Here is a 23,768-nt window from a genome sequence, read left to right as displayed (position 1 = left end):
CAGGCCGGCGGTCCGGGACGGCACACCGTCCCGGCGCCGGCAACCTCAACGGCCGATGGCGTAGGCCTGCATCAAACGCGGCGTGGCCGCCGCGTGCAACAGCCCGTCCGCGTCGCGCGCGGCCGCGGTCAGGCGGCCCACGCTCCAGGCCGGCGCCTCTTCGATGACGTGCCCGCGCTGGCGCAGATCCTCGATCACGGCCGCGCCAAAGCTGGCTTCGACGGCCAGGTGCCCCGGCTTGCGGTCACGCGGATAGAACGAGGTCGGGAAATGCTGCGTGTGCGACATGGGCAGGTCGATGGCCTCCTGCAGATTGAGGCCGTGGTGAACATGACGCAGAAACAGCAGCAACTGCCATTGTTCCTGTTGGTCGCCGCCAGGCGTGCCGAACACCATGTAGGGCTTGCCATCGCGCAGCGCCAGCGTGGGCGTGAGCGTGGTGCGGGGACGTTTGCCCGGCGCCAGCGAGCACGGCAGATCAGGCTCGAGCCAGAACATCTGGGCGCGGGTATTCAGGCCGAAGCCGAGCTCGGGGATGACGGGCGAAGACTGGAACCATCCGCCGGAAGGCGTGGCCGACACCATATTGCCCCAGCGGTCGATCACGTCCACATGCGTGGTATCGCCGCGCTTGACCGAGGCGCGCATGTCCGCGAGGGTGGGCTCGCTGCCCGCCGCGCCGACCGGCGTGACCTTGGACAGGCGTGACAGCGTATCCATCACGCGCGCCAACTGCGCTTCGAAGCCGGGAATCTGCCCCGGGCGCAGTTCGTGCGAGGCCGTCTCGCCGATGAGGCGGCGACGCTGGTCGTTATAGGCGTCCGACAGCAAGGTATCGAGCGGCACGTCGGTAAAAGCCGGGTCGCCGTAATACACCTCGCGGTCGGCGAATGCCAGTTTCATGGCCTCGGTGAGGTGATGAATGAACGCCGCGCTGTTGGCGCCCATCGCCCCGAGGTCCGTGCCCTTGAGCAAGGCCAGGGTCTGGAGAAACACCGGGCCCTGACTCCAGGCGCCGGCCTTGGCCACGGTGTAGTCACCGTACTCATAGCTGGCGGGCGCCTCGTAAGTGGCCGACCAGCCGGCCAGATCGGCCGCGCGCAGCACGCCAGAATGGGCGCGGCCGCTTTCATCCATGACTTCAAGGCGGGCGAAGCGATCGATGGCATCGGCGATAAAACCGCGGTAGAAGGCATCGCGCGCGGCCTCGATCTGACGCTCACGGTCCGGGCCGGCGGCCTCGGCGGCCTCGAGCACCCGGCGCCAGGTGCGCCCCAGAGCGGGATTGCGAAACAGCTTGCCGGCGCGCGGCACCTGCCCGCCGGGCAGATAGACCTCGGCCGTGCTGGGCCAGTGCTGCAGGAAAAAATCCTTCAGGCCGGCAACGGTATTGCTGATGCGAGGCATCAGCGCATGGCCGGATTCGGCGTAGAAGATGGCCGGTTCAAGGACATCGCGCACGCGCATCGACCCGTGATCGCGCAGCAGCAGCATCCAGGCGTCGAAAGCGCCAGGAATCACCGCCGGCAGCAGACCGTTGCCGGGGATGAGATCCAGCCCCAGGCCGCGATAATGCGCCAGCGTGGCGCCGGCCGGCGTGGGGCCCTGGCCGCAGAGCACCTCGGTCTTGCCGGTGCGCGCCGAATGAAACAGCACCGGCACTTCGCCAGCCGGGCCGACCAGATGCGGCTCGACGACCTGCAGCACGAAACCGGCGGCCACGGCGGCGTCAAATGCATTGCCGCCGCGCTCCAACAGACTCATGCCGCTGGCGCTGGCCAGCCAGTGCGTCGAGGTCACCACGCCGAAGCTGCCCAGGATCTCCGGCCGGGTCGTGAACATGCGCGTGTCCATGATCACTGCTTGGCGACCTTGACGTCCTTCAGGCGGATCAGGCCGTCAGGATAGGGCACGAAGCCCTCGATCTTCTTCTGCGTGCCGAACACCCAGGGCAGGTAGAAGAGGTAGATCTGGGGGCGCTCGACCTGCATCTTCTGCAGCACTTGGCTGTAGAGCGCGCGGCGCTTGCCTTCGTCAGAGGTGGAACGCGCTTCATTGAGCAGCTTGTCGACGTCGGCGTCGCAGAAGCGCCCGTCATTCAGGTTGCCCTTGCAGCTGACGTATTGATGGATGTTGCCGCTCGGATCGACACGGCCGGACCAGCCGGTCTGGCCGACCTGGAAGTCGCCACGCGCCAAAGCGGCTTGCACGGCCGCGAACTCCAGGGGACGCAGGCTGATGTCAAAGCCGGCCTCGGCGCCCATGGCCTGGATCAGCTCCATCACTTGCTGCATCGTGGTGTTGTTGCCGTAGGTCAGCTCGAACTTGACCCGGTCGTGACCGGCGGCCTTGAGCAAGGCCTTGGCCTTCTTGGGGTCACGCCCGGCGTGCTCGACGCTCTTGTCGTAGGCGAAGCTGGCCGGCGGGAAAGGCTCATGGGCGGGCTGGAACATCCCCTGGCCCACGACCTGGTTGATCACATCGCGGTCGATGGCCAGATCGAGCGCCTGACGCACGCGCGCATCCTTGGCCAGCGGCGTGTCGGCGCGCGCGCCGTTGCCGATGTTCACGGCGATGGACTGAAAGCCCAGGCCGGTCACCGGGGCCAGCGTGAGCTTGGCGTCGTTCTTGACGGCGTCGGCATCGGTGGGCGCAATACGCTCGACGATATCCAGGCCGCCGGCGCGCAGGTTATTCAGGCGCACGGTGGAGTCGGGAATGGGCGTGAAGACCACCTGATCGAAGTGGTAGCTCGGCGCATCCCAGTACTGCGGGAATTTTTCGAGCACGATGCGGTCGTTCTGCACGCGCTCTTTGAAGCGGTAAGGCCCGGAGCACACCGGCTTGCTGCCCGGATCCTTGTCGAACGTGGCGGGCGAAATCATCATGCCGGCACGGTCGGACAGCTGCGACAGCAAGGAGGCGTCCGGAGCCTTGAGGCGCAGCACCACGGTCTGGGCATCCGGCGCTTCGACGCTGGCCACCGCGGACAGCTCGCTCTTGCGGTTGCTGTCGGGCAGGGTCATGGCGCGGTCGAGATTGGCCTTGACCGAAGCGGCATCGATGGGCGCGCCATCATGATAGACGGCGCCTTTGCGCAGCTTGAAGGTCAGCGACTTGCCGTCTTCCGACGTGGACCAGGATTCGGCCAGTTGCGGCACGATCTTCAGGTCCGGCGTGATGTCGACCAGCCGGTCGCACAAGGAGGCGAACACAATGCGGCCGACGAAGGTGCGCGCACGGGCCGGATCCAGCACATCGGGATCATCTTGCAGGCCAATGCGCAACGTGGTTTGCGCCGACACCGCGGCGCTGGCGACCAGGCCAGCAAGGGCCAGGGCGAAACGGATTTTTGACATAACGGACTTCCCCCATAAAGACGCGAGCCATTCTACTCCGGTGGCCCACGCAAGAACGCCGGGGCGGCCCCGGCGTTCTTGCGTGCGGCAAACGAGGAGAGGACGATCAATCGCCGCGCATATGCCCTTGCTTGACCACTTCGGTCAGGCGCGCGCGCTCCTTGGTGGCGAAGTCAGTGAATTCCGCGCGGCTGCCGCCGCCCGGCTCGATGCTGCTGAGCTTGAGCGCATCCTGCACTTCCTGGGTCTGCAAGGCGCTGTTGACCGCCGCGTTCATCTTGTCCATGACCTCGGCCGGCGTACCGGTGGGCGCATACAAGCCGGCCCAATGGCCGATCTGGATGGACGGAAAGCCCGCTTCCTTGGTGGTGGGGATATCGGGCGCGCTGGCCATGCGCTTGTCCAGCGTGGTGGCCAGGGCCTTGAGCTTGCCCGATTTGACCAGGGGCAGCGTGACGATGCTGGCTTCGGAGGTCGCGTCGACCTGCTTGCCGACCACCGCGGTCACGCCCTCGGAGCCGCTCTTGTACGAAATCGGTTCGACGGGCAGGCCCGTGGCCTGCTTCATCATCACCGCCACGAAGTGCGGCGTGCTGCCATTGCCCGCGGTCGAGAAGGTGATGCGGTCGGTCTTCTTGGCGCGCGCGTTGGCGACGAACTCCTTCAGATCCTTGGCGGGATTGTCGGGGTTGGTGACAATCACCGAGGGCGTGACCGACAGCAGCGCCACCGGCGTGAGTTCCTCGTCCTTATAGGGCTGGTCGGAACGGATCAGGCTATTGGTGACCGTGCCATTGCTGCCGACCAGATAGGTATAGCCATCGGCGGCGCTGCGCGCCACGTGCGCCGAGCCGACCACGCCACCGGCGCCGGGGCGGTTCTCCACGATGACATTGGCCTTGAGCTGCGCGCCCACCGCCTTGGCGATGATGCGGGCCACCAGGTCATTGGCGCCGCCGGCCGAGAACGGGGCGACGAAAGTGATCGGGTGATCGGGCCAATCCGCGGCCTGGGCGCCAAAGGCCAGACCAGCCAGGGTCAGCGCAACGGCTGCCTTGAACGAAGGTTTCATGGGGGTGTCTCCTCAGAAAACAGGGATGCGCGGCTCTACAGCGCATCCAACGCCAGGTAACGGCGGGTTTGCACGATTTCTTCGCGTTCCTTGAAGCTGGTGAGCTCCTGGGCCAACGCGCTGGAATCGCCGGTTGCTCGGATCTGGGCGAGCGTCTTCTGCATGGCATGAATGGCGGCACGCTGCAGATCCGAGGGAATGATGGCCAGTTGATACCCCAGGGCCGACAGTTCGTCGATCGGCACCAGCGGGGTCTTGCCACCGTAAAACATATTGATGAGCTTGGGCCCGGGCAGGCGCCGGGCGATCTCGCGGATCTGCTCCAGGGTTTCGGGCGCCTCGACGAAGATCATGTCGGCGCCCGCTTGCACGTATTGCTCGGCGCGCGCGAGGGCGGCCTCGAAACCCTCGACGGCAATCGCGTCGGTGCGCGCGATCACCAGGCAATCCGGATCACTGAGCGTCTGGCGCGCGATGCGGATCTTCAGGCACATCTCTTCGGCGTCGACCAGGCTTTTGTCATCGAGGTGGCCGCAACGCTTGGGAAAGGATTGATCTTCGATATGAAAACCCGCCACGCCCGCCCGCTCGAAGGCACGCACCGTGCGCTCGACATTGGCCGAGCCGCCGAAACCGGTATCGGCGTCGGCCACGACCGGCAGGCCGCTGGCGTCGACGATTTTCTCGATGCGATCGAGCACCTCCGTGAAACTGAGGATGCCCAGGTCGGGGTAGCCGGCGGCGCGCGCGATCGCGCCGCCGCTGGCGTATACCGCGTCAAAGCCCGCGTTGGCGACCAGGCGGGCCGACATGCCGTCGTAAGCGCCCGGGGCGATCAGGGTTTTGCCGGCAGACAGCGCCTGCCGCAGTTGTTGGGTGGGTTTCATCAGCAAACTCCTTGCAATCGGGCCGCGGCCCCAGGGGTCGTCATGATGGTCAGAATCAATCCGAATGTCTAATATATTAAAAATGACTTACCAGTACCTTTAACGTATGGATTTGGACGATGGAACTCCGGCATTTGCGTTATTTCGTGGTGACGGCGCAGACGCAGCATTTCACCCGGGCGGCAGAACTGCTGGGGATGGCGCAACCGCCGCTGAGCCAGCAAATCCGCGAGCTGGAACGCGAAATCGGCACCCCGCTGTTCGACCGCGTGGGCCGGGGCGTGGCCCTGAGCGATGCCGGGCGCGCCTTTCTGCCCTGCGCTCAGGACATCCTGGCGCGCGTGGCCGAGGCGGGCGACGTGGCCCGCCGCGCCGCGCGCGGCGAGGTCGGGGTGTTGCGCTTGGGCTTTACCGAATCTGCCTCCTTTAACGACACCGTCACGGGCGCGATCAGCCGCTACCAGCAGGCCCATCCGGAGGTGGAACTGCGCCTGGAAGAAAGCCAGAGCGAAAACCTGGTGCAAGGGCTGGCCGCCGGCGATCTCGACGCGGCCTTCGTGCGCCCGCCTTTCGCCCTGTCCGGCGCGATCCGCTACCTGCCGCTCAACGAGGAAAACCTGATCGCCGCCCTGCCCAGCGGCCACCCTCTGGCCAGCCAGAAGCGCCTGACCCTTGCCGACCTGCGGCATGAACGCTTTATCGACTACTCGCGCAAGTCGGGCTACGGGCTGTCGGCCGATATCATCGCGGCCTGCCGCCGCCAGGGGTTCAATCCCACCCTGCGCCAACGCGCGCCGCAGTTGTCGTCGGCCGTCAATCTGGTGGCCGCCGGCATCGGCGTGGCCGTCGTGCCGGCGTCCATGCGCCACATGCGCGCACGCGGCATCCATTATCTGCCGTTGGATCTGGATTGGCCGCGCGCGGTGCTGGGCCTGGCCGTGCGCCGCGCCGAACGCGCCGCGGTCGTGGACAACCTCTTGCGCCTGCTCAATATCACGGCAGAATAAGGCTTTTGCTGGCGGATACCGGGATGAATGCTCAAGACATCGTGCGCCGCCTGGGGCTGATTCCTCACCCCGAAGGCGGCTATTACCGCGAGACCTATCGCGCCGCGCAGACCGTGCGCCGCGACGACGGCGCCAGCCGCCGCGCCGGCACGGCCATCTACTATCTGCTGTGCGACGGTGCTTACTCGGCCTGGCATCGCATCCAGTCAGATGAAACCTGGCATTTTTATGCCGGCTCGGAGCTGCGCGTGCATGAGTTGCAAAGTGACGGCGGGGTGCTGACGCATCGCCTGGGCGCCACGCTGGGTGAGACCCGCTTCCAGGCCACGGTCTGCGCCGGCAACTGGTTTGCCGCGGAGCTGGCCGACCCGGCGGGTTTTGCGCTGGTCGGTTGCACGGTGGCCCCCGGTTTCGAGTTCAGCGAGTTTGAACTGGCCGACACCGCGGCCCTGTTGCGCGCCTACTCGTCGCACGAAGCGCTCATCCGCCGGCTGGGCGTCCAGACCTGAGCCGCCGGCCGGCAGACGCGCTCAGCCGCGCGGCGCCAGCGCGGCAGCCAGGCTGTTGTCGGCCAGCTTGCGGGCCTGATCGGGCGTCAGCGGCAAGTGCGCCTGCAGCGCCAGGAAGTTCTCCAGCACGTAGCCGCCAAAATAGGCGGGATCATCGGAGTTGATGCTGACGTTCAGGCCCCGGTCCAGCATGTCCAGCACGGTGTGCTCGCCCATGTGGGAGAACACCTTGAGCCGTACATTCGACAGCGGGCAGACCGTCAACGGCATCTGATTATCGACCAGATGCGCGATGAGCCGCTCGTCCTCCCAGGCGCGCACCCCATGGTCGATGCGCTTGACCTGCAACAGCTCCAGGGCCTCCCAGATATAGGCGGGCGGGCCTTCTTCACCGGCATGCGCCACCGCAGGCAAGCCCTCGGCGCGCGCCCGCGCGAAGACCCGCTCGAACAGGCGCGGCGGAAACCCCGCCTCACTGCTGTCCAGCCCCACGGCCACGAAAGCGTCACGGTAAGGCAAGGCCTGCTCCAGCGTGGCCATGGCCGCCGCTTCGGGCAGATGCCGCAGAAAGCTCAGAATCAGCCCGCTGCTGATGCCCAACTGGCGGCGGGCGTCGGCCAGCGCCGCCTGGATGCCCGCCAGCACCACCTCGAAAGGCACGCCCCGGTCGGTATGCGTCTGCGGGTCGAAAAACGGCTCGGTATGGGTCACGCCTTGCTCGGCGCACTTCCGCAGATAGGCCCAGGTGAGGTCGTAGAAATCCTGCTCGGTCCGCAGCACCTGGGCGCCCAGGTAATACAGATCCAGAAATTCCTGCAGATTCTGATAGTTATAAGCCTGGCGCAGCGACTCGATGTCGGCCCAGGGCAGGCGTATGCCATTGCGCTGCGCCAGCGCGAACAGCAGCTCGGGCTCCAGCGCGCCCTCCAGATGGATGTGCAGCTCGGCCTTGGGCAGCCTGGTCAACCAATCCCGCATCGTGATTCCTCAAAGTCTGTAGGGATGATAGCGCTTGCCGGATTTCGTTCTTTTTTTAAGAATTTATATTTTTTTTCATTATCAAAAAAAGAATTTAAGGCTATGCTGCCCGCATGGAACTCTCTGACCTGCGCATTTTTCTGGCCGTGGCGCGCGAGCAAAGCGTCACCCGCGCGGCCCTGGCCCTGGACCGCGTGCCGTCCAATGTCACCACGCGCATCCAGCAATTGGAAGACCGCCTCGGGCGGGCATTGTTTACGCGCGACAGCAAGCGCATGCTGCTGTCGGAAGCCGGGCAGACGCTGGCAGGCTATGCCACCCGCTTACTGGATCTGGCCGAGCAGACCGAGCAGGCCTTGCGCGTGGCCGAACCGGGCGGACGCCTGCGCCTGGGGTCGATGGAGAGCACGGCAGCCAGCCGCCTGCCGCAGCCGCTGGCCCGTTTGCATGGCCGCTGGCCGCAACTGCAGATCCAGCTGCGGACCGGCACCACGCGATTTCTGGCCGATGCGGTGAGCAGCCATGCGCTGGACTGCGCCGTCGTGGCCCACCCCGATGCCCAGCGCCCCCACGATGTCGCCGCCTTGGGCGAGGGCCTGCATGGCGACTATCTGTTTACCGAAGAACTGCTGCTGATCACGCCGCCGACCGGTGGCCCGCCATCGGCCCTGGCCACGTTCGCGCGCGGCTGCGTGTATCGCGAGCGCGCCGAAGACTGGCTGCGCGCGGCGGGCACGGACCCGGCACGCCTGCAGTTGCTGGAGCTGACTTCCTATCACGCCATCCTGGCCTGCGTGATGGCGGGTTCGGCGATGGCGGTGCTGCCGCAATCCGTGCTGGCCCTGCAGCCCACGCCGCCGCCGGCACGCGCCATCGGGCCAGCCCATTGTTTTCTCATCCGCCGCCAGGGCCAGGACAGCGCCAACCATCAGGCCTTGCTCGCGGCGCTGCGGGACTGACTTCAAGGAGCCCTTCATGAACGACTTCACCGCCCGTCTGGGTTTGTCCTTGCCCATCGTCCAAGCCCCCATGGCCGGCGTGAGCACCCCGGCGCTGGCCGCCGCCGTCTCCAATGCCGGCGGTCTGGGATCGCTGGGTTTGGGCGCCGGCAATGCGCAGGCCGCCCGCGCAGCGATCGAGGCCACCCGGGCCCTGACCCCGCGCGCCTTTGCGGTCAACCTGTTCTGCCACCGGCCCAGCGTGGCCGATCCGCGGCGCGAGGCGGACTGGCTGAGCGCCCTGGCGCCGCGCTTTGCCGAGTTCGGCGCCACGCCGCCGGCCGCGCTCAGCGAGATCTACACCAGTTTTCAGACCGACGAGGCCATGCTGCAGATGCTGCTCGAGACACGTCCCGCCGTGGTCAGCCTGCATTTCGGGTTGCCGCCGCGCAAGACGCTGCAGGCCTTGCGCGCCGCGGGCATTTATCTGATGGCCACCGCGACCCAACCCGACGAAGCGCGCCGCATCGCCGAAGCCGGGGTGGACGCCATCGTGGCCCAGGGCATCGAAGCAGGCGGCCATCGCGGCACGTTCGATGACACGCCGCGCGACGAGGCCCTCGGCACCCTGGCCCTGACCCGCCTGCTGGCCACCCGCTTGCAACGCCCGGTGATCGCGGCCGGAGGCATCATGGACGGGGCGGGCATCGCCGCGGCCCTGGAGCTGGGCGCGCAGGCGGCCCAACTCGGCACCGCCTTCATCACCTGCCCGGAGTCCTCGGCCGACGCGGCCTACCGCGCCGCGCTGCTGGGCCACCCGCACGTGGCCACCACGTTCACGCGCGCCATCTCGGGCCGACTGGCCCGCTGCGTCGTCAATCGCTTTACCGAATTCGGCGCTGCAGCCGGCACCCCGCCCCCGCCGGACTATCCCCTGACCTACGACGCCGGCAAAGCCCTCAACGCCGCGGCCAAAGCGCGCGGCGACCACGGCTACGCCGCGCAATGGGCGGGCCAGGCGGCCGCCTTGTCGCGCGGCCTGCCCGCCGCGCAGCTCGTCGCGGCGCTGGCTCGGGAGTGGCAGGCTCAGGGCTCGGCATAAGCGATGAAACCGGGCCGGGCGGCCAGCCGCAGGCAATAGGCGTCGATGGCCGGCAGCGCCGGCTTGTCGAAGTCGGTGACGCGCCAGCGCAGCACCGACAGCCCGATCACGATGTCGGCCAGACTGAAATCCGGGCCCGCGACATAGGCGGCCGTCTGGCCCAGACGCGCCTCGAGCACCCCCATGGCGCGCGACCATGCCAGACAGGAGGCCTGGATCTGCGCGCCATCCTGATAGGCTGGCGCCCGCCGCCGCAAACCCAGGTAGGCGTAGCGCCAGGCCGTATTCAGATCGGTGGCCTGCCAATCCATCCATTGATCCACCCGGGCCCGCGCGCGCGGGGCGGCCGGATAGAGCCAGCCGCCGGCATAGCGGTTGGCCAGATACCGCAAGATGCTGTTGGACTCCCAGAGCACGAAGTCGTCATCGACGAGCACCGGCACCTGAGCGTTGGGATTGAGCGCCAGAAAAGCCGGTTCGTCGAGCGCGCGCCTCCCCGCGCCCCAGTCTTCGCGCACCGGACGCAGGCCCAGTTCATCGCAGGTCCACAGGACTTTGCGGACGTTGATCGATGAGGTTTTGCCGAGAATCCGCATGCCTGTCCTGCCAGAATGAGAGAAGCCCCATTCTGGCGCCGCCGCGGCGCGCGCGACAGATACAGCGGGCGCCGCAAGGCATCGCAACAGATCACGCGCCGGCGGCCCCTCAGGGCGGTTACGATGGCACCGCTACGGACACACGCCGCCCGATGATCGGAGGGCGGCCTGGAGGGGAGCGAATCGGGTGTCCTCACCTCGACTCGGCCAGCCGTGTCCTTATACCCTCAGCGAACTGCGCAGGCGGCGGCATCAGGCGCCCGTCGCCCAGGCGTATCACTCTCACCGCTAGATCCAGGAAAACATAGATGGGAACGTTGGCCATAGTCGTATCCTTGCTGCTGTTGATGTTCTTTGCCTACCGGGGCGTGACCGTACTGATCCTCGCGCCCATCATGGCCGCGCTGGCGGTCATCCTCTCCGGCGACGTGGCCGTGCTGCTGCCGGCCTATACGCAGACCTTCATGTCCGCCCTCGGCGGCTATGTCATCCAGTTTCTGCCCATTTTTCTGCTCGGCGCGCTGTTTGGCCAATTGATGGCCGACTCGGGCGCGGCCCAGGCGCTGGCACGCTGGATCACCGATAAGCTCGGCTCGCGCCACGCCATTCTGACGGTGGTGCTGGCCTGCGCGGCGCTGACCTACGGCGGGGTGTCGCTGTTTGTCGTGGCGTTTGCGGTCTATCCCATCGCCACGGCGCTGTTCCGCCATGCCGGCATCCCCAAGCGCCTGATTCCGGCGGCGATCGCGCTGGGGTCGTTCACGTTCACGATGACCGCGCTGCCCGGCACCCCCTCGATCCAGAACGCCATCCCCATTCCTTACTTCGGGACCAATGTCTTCGCCGCCCCGGGGCTGGGCATCATCGCGGCGGTCATCATGCTGGGACTGGGCATGGTCTGGATGCTGGCGCGCGCCGGCCGCGCCTTGCGGGCCGGCGAAGGCTATGGCGAGGCGGAGGAGGCCGGCCAGATGCCCGAGCAAGGCGACGATCCCGCCATGCCGCTGGGCCTGGCGGTGCTGCCCCTGCTGCTGGTGGTGGGCGTCAATGCGCTGTTTACCTACGGCATCTTCCCGCACATGGACTTCAGCGCCATGAGCGAACGCTATGCCGACGTGGATCCCAAGCGCGTCACCGGCCTGTGGGCGCTCATCATCGCGCTGGCCACGGCCTGCGTGGTGCTGATCGCGCTGCGCTTGAAGCACTGGGCCAATCTGCGCGACACGGTCAACAAGGGCGTGTTCGGTTTCATGCTGCCGCTGTTCAACACCGCCTCCGAGGTCGGCTACGGCGCGGTCATCGCCAGCCTGGCCGGCTTTGCCATCATCCGCGACGCCGTGCTCGATGTCGCGCCGCACAATCCGCTCATCTCCGAGGCCATCGCCATGGGCACGCTGGCCGGCATCACCGGCTCGTCCTCCGGCGGCATGAGCATCGCCCTGGCGACGCTGGGCAATGATTACCTCGCGATGGCCGCCAAGACCGGCATCAGTCCCGAGCTGCTGCACCGCGTGGCGGTGCTGGCCTCCGGCAGCATGGACACTCTGCCGCACTCGGGCGCCATCATCACGCTGCTGTCCATCTGCCGCCTGACCCACCGCAAGTCATACGGCGATATCGCCGCCGTCACCATCCTCATGCCCGTCATCGCGCTGATCACCGTCATCGCGCTGGGGACGATGTTCGGCTCATTCTGAGCCGGCTGACGCGCGGGGCCGTCCCGGAGGCGGCCCCGCGCCCCGTCCAGGCCCGCGTCAGCGGTTGTCCGTACAATCAGCCCCTTCGGTGGCCCGGCCACCCCTCTCCCGGACCCGCCCCCATGTCCCCGGCCAGCTCCGCCGACGCACCCGACACGCCGCTGTCACGCCCCGCCTTCCGCCGTTTTCTCGCCGCCCGCTTCTGCACGTCGCTGGCCTACCAGATCGTATCGGTGGCGGTGGGCTGGCAGATCTTTGCCCTGACCGGCAACGCGCTCGACCTGGGCCTGATCGGATTGGCGCAGTTTCTGCCCATGATGTGCCTGACGCTGGTGGTCGGCCACGTGGCCGACCGTTACGACCGCCGCCGCATCGTGGCCATCTGCATGGCGCTCGAAGCCGCGGCCACCTTGCTGCTGGCGGTGGCGGCCGTACAGGGTTTTGGCGGCAAGGCCCTGGTCTACCTCACGGTGGTGGTCATCAGTTCGGCCCGCGCCTTCGAAGCGCCCACCCTGCCGACACTCATCCCTGCCATCGTGCCGCGCGAGTGGATCCCCCGCGCCACGGCCCTGTCGGCCTCGTCCAACCAGATCGCCCAGATCGCCGGCCCGGCCCTGGGCGGTATCGGCTACGGCATCGGCGCCGGCTGGGTCTATTGCGTGGCCTCGGTCATGTATGTGTTCGGCCTGGTGTGCATCCTGCGCGTTCGCACCGAACGCGCGCCGGCGCGCAGAGCGCCCACCACCTGGCACACCCTGTTCGCCGGCATCGGCTTCATTGCCAGCCGGCGCGTGCTGCTGGGTACGCTTTCGCTGGATCTGTTTGCCGTGCTGCTGGGGGGCGCGACCGCGCTCCTGCCGGTCTTCGCCAAGGACATCCTGCATGCCGGCCCCTGGGCCCTGGGAGCCTTGCGCGCCGCCCCGGCGGTAGGCGCGGCCCTGATGTCGCTGATGCTGGCCAGGTTGACCCTGGACAGCCACGTCGGCCGCCTGCTGTTTGGCGCGCTGTTTCTGTTTGGCCTGGCCACCATCGTCTTCGGCCTGTCGACCTCCATCCCGCTGTCGTTGTGCGCGCTGGTGGTCCTGGGCGCGGCCGACTCGATCAGCGTGGTGGTGCGCTCGTCACTGGTGCAGCTGAACACCCCGGATGAGATGCTCGGCCGGGTGAGCGCGGTCAACACGCTCTTTATCGGCACCTCCAATCAGTTGGGCGAGTTCGAGTCCGGCGTCACCGCCGCCCTGTTCGGCACCGTGCCCGCCGTGGTGCTCGGCGGACTGGGCACCATCGCCGTGGCCGGACTATGGATGTGGAAATTCCCGGAGCTGCGCAAGCTCAGGTCGCTCAGCGCGCCGGCCTGAAGGCCCGCCGCGCCGTCAGGGGCGATCTGCGCCGCAATGCCAGCAGGTGCTGAACTGCGGTTCGAGCCGCTCGGCGCAGCGCGGACATGTCCAAGGCAAGGCCGGCGTGTCGCCGGCAGGCGCCAGCCCGATCAGCCGCAGCGCCAACTCGCGGTCGGCCTCGCGCTCCAGCCAGATCTCCGGGCCGCACTGATCGGCGGGGATATCACCCAAGGCGCCCTGCAGGTGCTGATTGTGCATATCGGCGGCCACGCGGGCCTGCCGCAGCAGATTCAGCCAGTGCTGGGCCATCAGCAGACTTGGGGCGCGTGCAAGCCGGTGCATGGTGGGTGCCTTTGCGAACAGGAAAAACCCATTTTAGGGCCGCCACCTGGCGACCGTATCGGTTAGCCTAGGTTGTCCGCGCATTGAACCGGAGGCCACGTGGCGTTACGCAAGTCCGCATTCTTCATCCGTTTTCTCACGCTCGGCGCGCTGGCCCATGTGTATGTCGGCCTGCGCATCATCCCGGATCTGCCGGTCGGGCCGGCCGCCAAGGGCGCCGCGATCCTGGTGCTCATTGCCTCCTGCATCCTCATTCCCCTGGGCATGCTCAGCCGTTCCTCGGGGCGCCAGCCCTGGGCCGATCGCCTGGCCTGGATCGGCCTGCTGGCGATGGGCTTTTTCTCCTCGCTGTTTGTCCTGACCGTGCTGCGCGACGTGGTGCTGGTGCTCGGCGGGCTGCTGCGGCTGGCAAGCGGTGTGCCGGACATGGCGCGCCTGCGCCCGGCCAGTGCGGCGGCGGTGCCGCTGCTGGCCTTGGCCGGCAGCGTCTGGGGCTTTTGCAATGCCCGGCGCCTGGCGCGCATCAAGCGCATCGATGTGCCCATCGACGGCCTGCCGCCCCAGCTCGACGGCCTGAGCATCGCGCAGATCAGCGACATCCATGTCGGGCCCACCATCAAAGCGCCTTATGTGCAGGCCATCGTGGACGCGGTCAACGCCCAGCATCCCGACCTGATCGCCATCACGGGCGACGTGATCGACGGCAGTGTGGCGCAACTGGCGCCGCACACCCGCCCGCTCGCGGGCCTGCGCGCCCCCGGCGGCGTGTATCTGGTCACCGGCAACCATGAGTACTACTCGGGGGCCGCCGCCTGGATCGACGAATTCCAGCGTCTGGGCCTGACGGTTCTGCTCAATGAGCACGTCGTGCTGCGTCTCCGGGACCAGCCCGTGGTGGTGGCCGGGGTAACCGACTTCGGCGCCGGCGCTTTCGACCCGGGCCAACGCAGCGACCCCGCCCGCGCCTTGCAGGGCGCGCCCGCCAACGCGCCCGTCAAACTGCTGCTGGCTCACCAGCCACGCAGCGCCGCGGCGGCCGCGCCGCTGGGCTACAGCCTGCAATTGTCGGGGCACACGCATGGCGGGCAGTTTTTCCCCTGGGGGTTCTTCGTCCGCCTGCAGCAACCCTTTACCGCCGGACTGCACCGGCAGGACGGGCTCTGGGTCTACACCAGCCGCGGCACCGGCTATTGGGGGCCGCCGATGCGGCTGGCCGCGCCCTCCGAAATCACCCTGATCCGTCTGGTCCGCGGCCCCGGGCCGGGCCGGCCAGCGCCCGCGGCCCCGCCGGCCGGCGCGTGAGACAATGCCGGCCTGAACAGCCGGCATTTTTTCCATGTCTCCTTCTTCTTCCCGCATCGCCGTGATCGGCTCAGGCCCGGCCGGCCTCATGGCCGCCGAGACGCTGGCGCTGGCGGGCGCCCAGGTCGACGTCTACGACGCCATGCCCTCGGTGGGCCGCAAGTTTCTGCTCGCCGGCCGCGGCGGCCTGAACCTCACGCACAGCGAACCCTTGCCCGACTTCATCGGCCGCTATGGCACGCGCGCACAGGCCGTGGCGGGCTGGCTGGCGCACCTGTCGCCCCAGGCCCTGCGCGACTGGACCCATGCACTGGGCGTGGAGACCTTCATCGGCAGCTCCGGACGGGTGTTCCCTAAGGAAATGAAAGCCGCGCCCATGCTGCGCGCCTGGCTGGCCCGGCTGCGCGCCCAAGGCGTGCAGTTTCATATGCGCCACCGCTGGCTGGGCTGGCCGCCGGGCGAGGCGGCCGGACCGCAACACCTGCAGTTCGACACGCCGCAAGGCCAGGTGCAGCGCTCGGCACAGGCGGTGCTGCTGGCCCTGGGCGGCGCCAGTTGGGCGCGGCTGGGCTCGGATGGCGCCTGGCTGGCGCCGCTGGCCGCGCACGGCGTGGACACCACGCCGCTGCAACCGGCCAATTGCGGCTTCGATGTGTCCTGGAGCGAGCATTTCATCGCTCATCACGCCGGCCAGCCGCTCAAGTCGGTGACCCTGGCGCTGGCCGAAGACGCGCCCGGCCGGGCAGGAGAATGCATGATCAGCGCCGCGGGTATCGAGGGCGGCCTGGTGTATGCCTTGTCCGCCCCCTTGCGGGACCGCATCGCCGCCGATGGCCACGCCATCGCCTGGCTGGACCTGCTGCCCGACTGGAGCGCCGAACGGGTGCTGCAGGCCGTGCAACACCCGCGTGGCGCACGCTCCTGGTCCAGCCATCTGCAAAGCCGCCTGGGCCTCAAGGGCGTAAAGACCGCGCTGCTGCGCGAGTACCTGCCCGATTTCAATGACACCGCCCTGCTGGCCCGCCGCATCAAAGCCCTGCCTGTCCGGCTCATCCGGCCGCGCCCGATCGACGAAGCCATCAGCAGCGCCGGCGGCGTGCGCCTCGAAGCCCTCACGCCGAACCTCATGCTGCGCGCGCTGCCCGGCGTCTATTGCGCTGGCGAGATGCTGGACTGGGAAGCGCCCACGGGCGGCTACCTGCTGACCGCCTGCCTGGCCAGCGGCAAGGCCGCCGCGCAAGGTTTGCTGGCCGATCTGCGCCCGCCGCAGGCCCCCGCGCCCTGAGGCCGGCGCGGGCCCGCCGCGCCGGCTGATATGGCCCTCTAATCGCAGCGCGCTGCCCACCCCCGGCAGGCATCGATTCCCACCGCGCGCTGACGTACACTCCGCTCATTGTTCTATGACCAGCACCATGCCGGACACTCCCGCCCCGCTGGCCAGCGCCCCCGCTCTGCTGGCCTCCTTGATGCGCCAGCAACTCGCGTGCGAGGCCGCATTCGTGGCCCTGAGCCTGCCCGCCATCGGCTGGCAGTGCTTCGGCCTACCCGCCGACCAGGCGCTCGCTCTCATCGACCCGCATCGCGGCAACGGCCTGCTGGTGCTGGCAGACCTGCCGGGCAGCGCGCCTCACTACGCCGGCCATGCCTGGCATGACGCCGGCGGCGCCCTGCTGGGCGTGGCTGGACTGCTGCTCACCCAGCCGCCCGACGCCGGCCTGCTGGCCAGCCTGGCGCGCTTTGCCGCCCTGGCCCAGGCGCAAGCTCAGGCCCTCTCGGCCCTGCGGCAGACCGAAGAAGCGTTGCAGGCCTTGCGCGCCGATCAGGAACGCATGGCCCTGGCCGTGGCCGGCAGCGGCACCGGCCTGTGGGATCGCAACATCCAGACCGGCGACATCCACTACTCCGCCGGCTGGAAGTCGCTGCTGGGCTATGCCGAGCACGAAATCGGCAGCCGCATCGAAGAAAGCTACGCCCGCCTGCATCCGGACGACACCCATTACGTCAAGGCCGCCATGCAGGCGCACTTTGACGGCGCGACCGACGCCTACCAGGTCGAACACCGCCTGCTGTGCCGCGACGGCAGCTACCGCTGGGTGGCCAGCCGGGGACGCATCGTCACGCACGACGACCAGGGCCGCCCTTTGCGCATGATGGGCACCACCATCGATATCACCGAACGCAAACTGGCCGAAGCCCGGCTGCACGAACTGGCCAGCACGGACGGCCTGACCCGCCTGCCCAACCGGCGGCAACTGCTGCAACATCTGCAGACCCGCTGGCAAGCGCTGCAACAGGCGCCGGCTGAACCGGCGGCGGTGCTGATGTTCGATCTGGACCACTTCAAGGATGTCAACGATCGCCATGGGCACGCCGCCGGCGACGACGCCTTGGCGCACTTCGCCGACATCCTGCGCAAGGCGCTGCAACCGGACGATGCGGCCGGACGCATGGGCGGCGAGGAGTTCGCCGTCATCCTGGGCCGGGCCGATGCGGCACGCGCCGACGCCTTTGCCTGCCGCATTCTGCGCGACACCCGCGCCACGCCCTTGCCCACCGGCGCGCGCGCGCTGACCACCAGTGTGGGGCTGAGCATGATGCGCGCCGACGATCCCAGCCCGCAGGCCGTGCTGGCACGCGGCGATCAGGCGCTCTACCGCGCCAAAGCCCTGGGGCGCAACCGCCGCGAGTGGGGCTGAAGCGGCAGTCTGCGCGCTCCGGGCATCACCGGCCGCGCGCGCCCTGCAGCATCAGATCCAGATTCTGCACTGCGGCGCCCGAGGCGCCCTTGCCCAGATTGTCGAACACCGCCGCCAACAGAATCTGCCCCTGCTCGGCGTTCTCGTAGACGTGCAAATGCAGGACGTTGCTGCCGTTGGCCACGCGCGGATCCAGGCGCTCGGGCACGAGCGCCTCGGTTGACACCCGGACATCGGGACTGCCGGCGTAATGCTGCGCGAGGCAGGCCCGCAAGGCTGCGCCGCTCACCCCGGCGGGCAACAGCCGGCGCTGCAGCGCGATGGTCAACACGATGCCCTGGCGATACGCCCCATAGGCGGGCGTAAACACCGGCCGGGCCGTCAGGCCGGCATACCGCTCGATCTCCGGCGTGTGCTTGTGGGCCAGCGTCAGCCCATAGGCCGCATAAGGCAGGGCATCGGCCGCATCCGGACCTTCATAAGCGTCCACCCCCTCGCGGCCCATGCCCGAATAACCGGACACGGCATGCACCGTGACGGGATAGTCGGCCTGCACCAGACCGGCCGCCACCACGGGCGCGAGCAGGCCAACGGCGCCCGTGGGATAACACCCGGGGTTGCTCACGCGCGCGGCCCGGCTGATGCGTTCGGCCTGCCCGGGCCGCCATTCCGCGAAGCCGTATTCCCAGCCCGCGCTCAAGCGGTGCGCCGAACTCGCATCGAGCACCCGCACGCCCGGATGGCGGATGGCGGCCACCGCCTCGCGCGCAGCGGCATCGGGCAGGCAAAGGATGGCGATGTCGCATTGGTTGATGGCCTCGGCGCGGCGCGCGCTGTCTTTGCGCTCGGCCGCCGGCAACGTCAGGATGCGCACATCGTCCCGCGCGCGCAGGCGCTCGTGTATCTGCAATCCGGTGGTGCCTTGATCACCATCGATGAAAACTAGGGCTTGGGTCATGGATAGGCCTCGATCGTCAATGCCGCTATGTTCGGCGATGACATAAACTAGGAAAAGTTGAATTTAATAACCATCAAATTCAGTTTTCCTGAACGACGCCATGCGCGAGATCAGCCTCGACCGTTTGCGTACCCTGGTGGCGATCGCCGATCTCGGCAGTTTCGCGGCGGCAGCGCGCGCGCTGCACCTGGCCGCGCCCACCGTCAGCCTGCATATCGCCGAACTGGAAGCCCGCGTCGGCGCGCCGCTGCTGACACGCCAGCGCGGGCAGGTGCGTCCCACCGCCATCGGCGACACCCTGCTTGAGCGGGCCCGCCGCCTGCTGGCCGAAGCCGGCCAGGCCCTGGAAGATGTCCAGCGCCAGGTTCAGGGCCTGGCCGGCCGGGTGCGCCTGGGCGCCTCCACCGGCGCGATCGCCCATCTCTTGCCGCGCGCGCTCGAAGCGCTTGGCCGCGACCACCCTGGCATCGACGTGCAGGTCGCCGTCCTGACCTCCCAGGAAAGCCTGGCCCGGCTGACGCAGGGCACGCTGGATGTCGCCCTGATTGCCCTGCCCCAGGCACCGGCGGCCGGCCTGACCGTGCTGCCGTGGCGGCGCGATCCGGTCATGGCCTTCCTCCCGGTGGCATGGGATCCGCCCGCGCGCATCACGCCCCACTGGCTCGACGGCCGCCCCCTCATCCTCAATGACGCCAGCACCCGGCTGTCGCGCATCACGAGCGAATGGTTTGGCGCGGCGGGACGGCAGGCCCGCGGCCGTATCCACCTGAACTTCAACGACGCCATCAAGAGCCTGGTGGCCGCCGGCTATGGGGCGGCCCTGCTGCCGCAGGAGGCCACCGCGCCGCCGCCCGATGCCCGGATCGCCATGCGCCCCTTGCGCCCCGCGCTATGGCGGCCGCTGGGCATCGCCCACCGCACCGGCGCCATGGACGCGGCCACGCGCCACGTGCTGCACGCACTGACCGCGCTGCGGCAGCGATAGCCGATTGAAAGCCACTGTGGCGCGCCCACATCACTCTGGGGCCATTTTTCGCCGGAGTTGAGAGGCTTTGTCCGCTTTAGACATATGTAACGCGAACGCTAATTGCAAATCCATCCCATTCACGCCTAGCATCGCACTCCTTGAAAGTGCTTGCTGGAGAACTGCTTTGTCCGCCCCCCGTTTCATTCCCACCGCCCTGGCCCTGGCGCTCAGCGCGGCTGCCCATGCCCAGACGTCGGGCCAGGTCACGCAACTTCCCGCCGTGTCGGTCAAGGCCGCCACCACGGCCGAAGACGATCTCGAAAACCTGCGCGTGCCGGTCAATACCGGCGCGCTGGGCAATCGCAGCCAGCTCGAAACGCCCTTCTCGACCACGGTGGTCGGCAACGCCGAACTGCAAGACAGGCAGATCTCCAAACTGGGCGACGTCTTCGCGCTGGACGCATCGGTCAATGACAATGGCTCGGCCTCCGGCGCCTGGGCCAGCTACCTGACGGTGCGCGGCCTGCCCCTGGATTGGCAGAACTCTTTCCGCATCGACGGCAACCCCTTCCCGACCTACGTCACCGCGCTGCCCTATGAGCAGCTCGAGCAGATCGATCTGCTCAAAGGCGCTACCGGTTTCATGTACGGTTTTGGCTCGCCGGGCGGCATGATCAACTACGTCACCAAGAAGCCCACCGACGAACCGCTGCGCGCCATCGACATCGGCGTGCTGTCCAACAGCCTGATTCACGAACACGTGGACCTGGGCGGCCGCGGCGGCCCGGACGATCGCTTCGGCTACCGCATCAATGCGACCCATGAAGAAGGCAGCACCTACAACGACGGTTCGCTCTACCGCAATTCGGCCTCGCTGGCGCTCGACGCCCGCCTGACCGACAAGCTGAGCTGGGATTTCCAGACCATTTATCAGGACCGCAAGTCCATCGGCCAGGATCCGACCATCAACACCTTCAGCCTGGCCGGCACGCGCCTGCCTTCGCCGGTACGTCAGGATGACGATGCGCTGGTGGGCGAAGGTTCCTACGTGAAGAACCATTTCCGCTACTACAACACCGGCCTGAAGTACCAGATCAACAGTGACTGGGCGGTGAGCACCAACTACAGCTACAGCACCACCGAAACGCGCCGCAACGAAGTCGTGCTGGCCCTGCTGGATAGCGCCGGCAACTACGATGACCAGCGCTCCGACTACGGCGAAGCCTACGGCTACAACCAGTGGCGCGCCATGCTCGAAGGCAAGTTCAACACGGGCGCCCTGCAACACCAGGTCGTGGTCGGCGCCTCCTGGCAGAAGCAGAAGAACGACTACTCGTCGAACTACTACTATGGCTCGGTCGGCACGGGTAATCTCTACGAGACCAACCACAACGCCTACTACAGCAACGGCAACATGTCGCTCTACCGCGCGGCGGAAATCACGCAAAAGGCGGTATTTGCCAGCGACACCATCGACCTGACCCACGGCTGGTCCTTCCTGGCCGGCCTGCGCCTGACCGACTACAGCCAGAAGGGCTTCGGCGTCGACGGCTCCCGCACGTCCGAGTACGACAAGAACGGCGTGCTCACGCCGACGCTGGCGCTGATGTACAACATCACGCCGCGCACCATGGCCTATGCCAGCTATATCGAATCGCTCGAAGCCGGTTCGGTGGTCGGCAACAACTACACCAATGCCGGCACGCTGCTCGATCCGCTCAAGAGCAAGCAGTATGAATTCGGCCTGAAAACCGAGCAGGACGACTGGGCGGCCACGGCCGCGCTGTTCCGCATCGAGCGCAAAGCCGAAAACCCCGTGGTGGATGCCACCACGGGCCGCGCCTCCCTGGAGCAGAATGGGCTGTCGCGCTATCAGGGCCTGGAGCTGGCGGCCTCGACCCGCCTGGCCAAGAACTGGAATCTGGGCAGCAGCCTGATGTTCCTGGACAGCGAGTACCGCAAGGGCACGAGCTACAACGGCAACCGCGTGGCCGGCGCGCCGCGCTTCGTGGCCTCGGCCCAACTCGCCTACAGCGTGCCGCAACTGCCGGGCCTGAAGCTGCGTGCCGATGTGCGCTTTACCGGCAAGACGGAACTGCGTCAGGCCAATGACATCCAGCTCGACAGCTACACCCTGGTCAATATCGGCGCGACCTACGACACCCGCATCGCCGGCTACGAAACCACCTTCCGTGCGGGCATCAACAACCTGGCCAACAAACGCTACTGGCTCTTCCAGACGGCCGAGTACATCAAGCCGGGCGACCCGCGCACCTACAGCCTGAGCGCGACGGTCAAGTTCTGACCGCCTCGTCGGGCTACCGAGCGCCTGCGGCCAGCAGCAGGCGCTCGGTGTCTTTCTGACCCCGCTGGCGCGCATGCGCCAGCGGCGTGACCCCTTCGCCGTCGGCCAGGTTCACATCGGCGCCGGCTTCGATCAGACGGCGCACGATCGCCTGATGCCGCGGGCCGCCATCGCTGAGCAAAATGGCTTCAAGCAGCCCGGTCCAGCCCAGCCGGTTGACATGATCCGGATCCACACCGGCCCGCAGCAGCATATCCACCGTTTCCACATGGCCACGCTCGCACGCGGGAATGAGCGCCGTGCCGCCATAGCGGTTGGTGCTCTTGAGGTTGGCGCCATGCGCCAAGGCAAGCTGCAGGATCGCGTTGTAACCGCGCGCGCCGGCCAGCAGATAGGCGCTGTCCTGCATGCGGTTCTGGGCATTCACATCGGCGCCGGCCTCGATCAGCAGGCGCGCGGCCGCGACATGATTGCCGTCGGTGGCCCGCAACAGCGGCGTGTTGTCTTGCGGGTCGCGCGCTTCGAGCGGCGCGCCCTGCGCCAGCAGGGTCCGCACGCGCTCGGCCTGCCCTTGCGCCGCGGCCTCCAGCAAGGCAGCGCCCGTGTCGGCGGCGCCCGCCGAAGCGATCATGCTCAAACCGGCCGCGATGAGCCACCAGGGGTTCCACATGTGCATCCTCCTCGTTCAGGGAAGACCGCGCCTGGCCGCGGCGAGGACGCGCGGCCAGGCGGATCTGCTCCTATCGTAGTCGGTTCTCCCCGGCCCCCGGGCACGCAGGCGGGCCGCGACGCGGCCGGCCTCAGGCCAGCAAGGTGCGCCAGTCCGGCAGCCCGCCCTTCTCGTCGAGCGCGTGCAGCCAGCCGCGCCCGCGTTGCGCGAACCCCTGCTGCACGTCGGCAATAGCGCTGGCCAGGCCGGCATCGAGGCCCAGTTCGTCCAGCATGGCGGCCGCTTCACGCATTTCTTCCGAGCGCCGTTGCCCATGCTCGGCCACCCGGCCGATCAGATAGGCCTCATAGCCCTTATCCCAGCCCACGCCCGGAAACGTGGCGGCCAGCGAGGCCAGCACGCGGCCATCCACGCCGAAATGCAGCGCCGCCTGCATGGATTGCAGGCACAGCGCCTCATGGCCTTTGATCATGATGCTGCGGCACAGTTTGATGGCCGAGGCCAGGCCGACCTCGTCGGCGACGGCCTGCGTGCGCAGGCCCAGCGCATTGAGGGCTTCGGACAAGGCGCGCGCACGGCGCCCGCCCAGCAGCATCGGCACCTGAACGCCTTGCGGCGGCACGGGCGCCATCACGGCCGACTCGACATAGTCCCCGCCAGCGGCCTCGACAAGCGCGCCATTCTCCTGCTTGACGCGTGGCGATACCGAATTCAGGTCGATGAAGATCTGCCCGGGGCGCATCACGCGGGCCGCAGCGCGCGCCACCGCGCCCGCCTGGCTGGCCGTGACCGCGGAAAAAATCCAGTCCGCCTGGCTCAGGCAATCTTGCAGACTGTCGGCCACGCGCGCTCCGGCGCGGGCGGCCTTGTCGCGGATGGCCCCGGCCGTGGCGGAATCCTCGAGCTTGATGTCATAGACGGCGACGGCGCAGCCGCGTTCACCCAGGGCCTGGGCGAAGATAGGGCCGACTTCGCCGACGCCGATGATGGCAATGCCGGGAGCGGGAGTGGACATAACAATTTCTCCAGAAAAGGAAAGCCGC

General features: G+C 67.8%; 21 protein-coding genes. 11 read left to right on the top strand and 10 right to left on the bottom strand.

The annotated features are described in order from the left end of the window. Positions 1 to 45: 45 nt before the first annotated feature. The 4 genes from CAL22_RS05220 to CAL22_RS05205 form a co-directional block, all read right to left on the bottom strand. Positions 46 to 1,842: a gamma-glutamyltransferase family protein gene (locus tag CAL22_RS05220; RefSeq protein WP_208621897.1), complete on the bottom strand. Its 1,797-nt coding sequence runs from the start codon at positions 1,840 to 1,842 to the stop codon at positions 46 to 48. A 14-nt stretch (positions 1,843 to 1,856) separates the two neighbouring features. After that, positions 1,857 to 3,359 carry an ABC transporter substrate-binding protein gene (locus tag CAL22_RS05215; RefSeq protein ID WP_094810930.1) on the bottom strand — a complete coding sequence of 501 codons (1,503 nt, stop codon included), beginning with the start codon at positions 3,357 to 3,359 and terminating at the stop codon, positions 1,857 to 1,859. A gap of 106 nt (positions 3,360 to 3,465) precedes the next feature. Beyond that, a complete protein-coding gene (locus CAL22_RS05210) occupies positions 3,466 to 4,431 on the bottom strand; it encodes a Bug family tripartite tricarboxylate transporter substrate binding protein (RefSeq protein WP_094810928.1) in 966 nt (321 codons plus the stop codon). Positions 4,432 to 4,466: 35 nt separating this feature from the next. Then, on the bottom strand, positions 4,467 to 5,318 hold the full coding sequence (locus CAL22_RS05205) for an isocitrate lyase/PEP mutase family protein (RefSeq protein WP_094810926.1): 852 nt from the start codon (positions 5,316 to 5,318) through the stop codon (positions 4,467 to 4,469). Positions 5,319 to 5,437: 119 nt separating this feature from the next. On the opposite strand from CAL22_RS05205, the gene CAL22_RS05200 reads away from it, so the two are divergent. Both CAL22_RS05200 and CAL22_RS05195 read left to right on the top strand, forming a co-directional pair. Further along, entirely contained in the window at positions 5,438 to 6,325 is an 888-nt protein-coding gene (locus CAL22_RS05200) for a LysR family transcriptional regulator (RefSeq protein ID WP_094810924.1), read from the top strand. A 23-nt stretch (positions 6,326 to 6,348) separates the two neighbouring features. Further along, positions 6,349 to 6,834 (top strand): cupin domain-containing protein, encoded by a 486-nt coding sequence (locus CAL22_RS05195; protein ID WP_094810922.1) that lies wholly within the window; start codon positions 6,349 to 6,351, stop codon positions 6,832 to 6,834. 21 nt (positions 6,835 to 6,855) lie between these two features. Here the strand turns inward: CAL22_RS05195 and CAL22_RS05190 are convergent, their stop codons facing one another. Further along, the gene (locus CAL22_RS05190) at positions 6,856 to 7,812 is read right to left on the bottom strand and encodes an adenosine deaminase (RefSeq protein WP_094810920.1); all 957 of its coding nucleotides are present in this window, start codon (positions 7,810 to 7,812) and stop codon (positions 6,856 to 6,858) included. Between the two features lie 113 nt (positions 7,813 to 7,925). Here CAL22_RS05190 and CAL22_RS05185 point away from each other — a divergent pair, with 113 nt between their 5' ends. Continuing rightward, a complete protein-coding gene (locus CAL22_RS05185; RefSeq protein WP_094810918.1) occupies positions 7,926 to 8,771 on the top strand; it encodes a LysR substrate-binding domain-containing protein in 846 nt (281 codons plus the stop codon). Between the two features lie 16 nt (positions 8,772 to 8,787). Further along, complete coding sequence (locus CAL22_RS05180) at positions 8,788 to 9,852, top strand: NAD(P)H-dependent flavin oxidoreductase (RefSeq protein ID WP_094810916.1); 1,065 nt, start codon at positions 8,788 to 8,790, stop codon at positions 9,850 to 9,852. Here CAL22_RS05180 and CAL22_RS05175 read toward each other — a convergent pair. After that, a complete protein-coding gene (locus CAL22_RS05175) occupies positions 9,837 to 10,448 on the bottom strand; it encodes a glutathione S-transferase family protein (protein WP_094810914.1) in 612 nt (203 codons plus the stop codon). The genes CAL22_RS05180 and CAL22_RS05175 overlap by 16 nt on opposite strands. A 308-nt stretch (positions 10,449 to 10,756) precedes the next feature. On the opposite strand from CAL22_RS05175, the gene CAL22_RS05170 reads away from it, so the two are divergent. Next, on the top strand, positions 10,757 to 12,145 hold the full coding sequence (locus tag CAL22_RS05170) for a GntP family permease (RefSeq protein WP_094810912.1): 1,389 nt from the start codon (positions 10,757 to 10,759) through the stop codon (positions 12,143 to 12,145). 122 nt (positions 12,146 to 12,267) lie between these two features. Beyond that, complete coding sequence (locus CAL22_RS05165) at positions 12,268 to 13,503, top strand: MFS transporter (RefSeq protein WP_094810910.1); 1,236 nt, start codon at positions 12,268 to 12,270, stop codon at positions 13,501 to 13,503. Between the two features lie 15 nt (positions 13,504 to 13,518). On the opposite strand, the gene CAL22_RS05160 is transcribed toward CAL22_RS05165, so the two are convergent. Next, positions 13,519 to 13,827, bottom strand: coding sequence for a putative signal transducing protein (locus CAL22_RS05160; RefSeq protein ID WP_094810908.1), 309 nt, complete (start codon positions 13,825 to 13,827; stop codon positions 13,519 to 13,521). 99 nt (positions 13,828 to 13,926) lie between these two features. On the opposite strand from CAL22_RS05160, the gene CAL22_RS05155 reads away from it, so the two are divergent. The 3 genes from CAL22_RS05155 to CAL22_RS05145 all read left to right on the top strand — a co-directional run bounded on the left by CAL22_RS05155 (position 13,927) and on the right by CAL22_RS05145 (position 17,825). Further along, positions 13,927 to 15,129 (top strand): metallophosphoesterase, encoded by a 1,203-nt coding sequence (locus tag CAL22_RS05155; RefSeq protein WP_094810906.1) that lies wholly within the window; start codon positions 13,927 to 13,929, stop codon positions 15,127 to 15,129. A gap of 34 nt (positions 15,130 to 15,163) precedes the next feature. Continuing rightward, a complete protein-coding gene (locus tag CAL22_RS05150; RefSeq protein WP_094810904.1) occupies positions 15,164 to 16,414 on the top strand; it encodes a TIGR03862 family flavoprotein in 1,251 nt (416 codons plus the stop codon). 115 nt (positions 16,415 to 16,529) lie between these two features. Further along, positions 16,530 to 17,825, top strand: a complete 1,296-nt coding sequence (locus tag CAL22_RS05145; RefSeq protein ID WP_244193785.1) for a GGDEF domain-containing protein — start codon at positions 16,530 to 16,532, stop codon at positions 17,823 to 17,825. Positions 17,826 to 17,850: 25 nt separating this feature from the next. Here the strand turns inward: CAL22_RS05145 and argC are convergent, their stop codons facing one another. Then, positions 17,851 to 18,783 carry an N-acetyl-gamma-glutamyl-phosphate reductase gene (argC, locus tag CAL22_RS05140; RefSeq protein ID WP_094810902.1) on the bottom strand — a complete coding sequence of 311 codons (933 nt, stop codon included), beginning with the start codon at positions 18,781 to 18,783 and terminating at the stop codon, positions 17,851 to 17,853. 100 nt (positions 18,784 to 18,883) lie between these two features. On the opposite strand from argC, the gene CAL22_RS05135 reads away from it, so the two are divergent. Further along, positions 18,884 to 19,768: a LysR family transcriptional regulator gene (locus CAL22_RS05135; RefSeq protein WP_094810900.1), complete on the top strand. Its 885-nt coding sequence runs from the start codon at positions 18,884 to 18,886 to the stop codon at positions 19,766 to 19,768. Between the two features lie 166 nt (positions 19,769 to 19,934). Beyond that, positions 19,935 to 22,055: a TonB-dependent siderophore receptor gene (locus CAL22_RS05130; RefSeq protein ID WP_094810898.1), complete on the top strand. Its 2,121-nt coding sequence runs from the start codon at positions 19,935 to 19,937 to the stop codon at positions 22,053 to 22,055. Between the two features lie 13 nt (positions 22,056 to 22,068). On the opposite strand, the gene CAL22_RS05125 is transcribed toward CAL22_RS05130, so the two are convergent. Together CAL22_RS05125 and CAL22_RS05120 are read right to left on the bottom strand one after the other, a co-directional pair. After that, positions 22,069 to 22,725 carry an ankyrin repeat domain-containing protein gene (locus CAL22_RS05125; protein ID WP_094810896.1) on the bottom strand — a complete coding sequence of 219 codons (657 nt, stop codon included), beginning with the start codon at positions 22,723 to 22,725 and terminating at the stop codon, positions 22,069 to 22,071. 130 nt (positions 22,726 to 22,855) lie between these two features. After that, positions 22,856 to 23,740, bottom strand: coding sequence for a DUF1932 domain-containing protein (locus CAL22_RS05120; RefSeq protein WP_094810894.1), 885 nt, complete (start codon positions 23,738 to 23,740; stop codon positions 22,856 to 22,858). Positions 23,741 to 23,768 lie beyond the last annotated feature (28 nt).

The sequence above is a fragment of the Bordetella genomosp. 12 genome, from assembly GCF_002261355.1.
GTDB lineage: Bacteria > Pseudomonadota > Gammaproteobacteria > Burkholderiales > Burkholderiaceae_B > Bordetella.
The sequence above is the reverse complement of the archived record's forward strand: the minus strand, read 5'-3'. Positions and strand labels throughout refer to the sequence as shown.